This window comes from Arthrobacter sp. MDT2-34-1 (assembly GCF_059091365.1).
The window spans coordinates 1-362 of sequence record NZ_JBNHGO010000178.1 but is presented as its reverse complement, the minus strand read 5'-3'; the positions used below and the strand labels follow the sequence as shown (position 1 = coordinate 362).

Sequence of the window (362 nt, the reverse complement as noted above, 5' to 3'; positions counted from 1 at the left end):
CGGACCATCTGAACGTCATCCGCCGCTATGCCCCGGAATTCCGGGTCGACGTCGTGCTGGCCGATCCGTCCGTGGTCGACGACCTCCGCGAGGTCGAAGCTGCCGCATCACAGATGGGGGCCCGCGTGGTCTTGGGTAGAGTAGGGTCGTCAACAGGCAAGCCCGTGCACGATCCCCTGCGCCTGGCGACGGCGTACCACGACATATTTGGGGAGAGTTAGGAATGGTCCCATGGCCCTGACCGCAGCGGTCAAAGAAGAGCTGTCCCGCCTCGAAGTCAGGAAATCCTCGGTCCGCAAGGCGGAAGTATCCGCGATGCTCCGCTTTGCCGGCGGTCTGCACATTATTTCCGGCCGGATCGT

2 pseudogenes are annotated in these 362 nt (G+C 63.3%); both read left to right on the top strand.

From position 1 onward, the window contains the following. Nucleotides 1-221, top strand: a pseudogene (locus AC5RVV_RS18260) (2-phospho-L-lactate transferase); the annotation flags it as partial. A gap of 10 nt (nucleotides 222-231) precedes the next feature. Beyond that, nucleotides 232-362, top strand: a pseudogene (locus AC5RVV_RS18255) (DNA-binding protein WhiA); the annotation flags it as partial.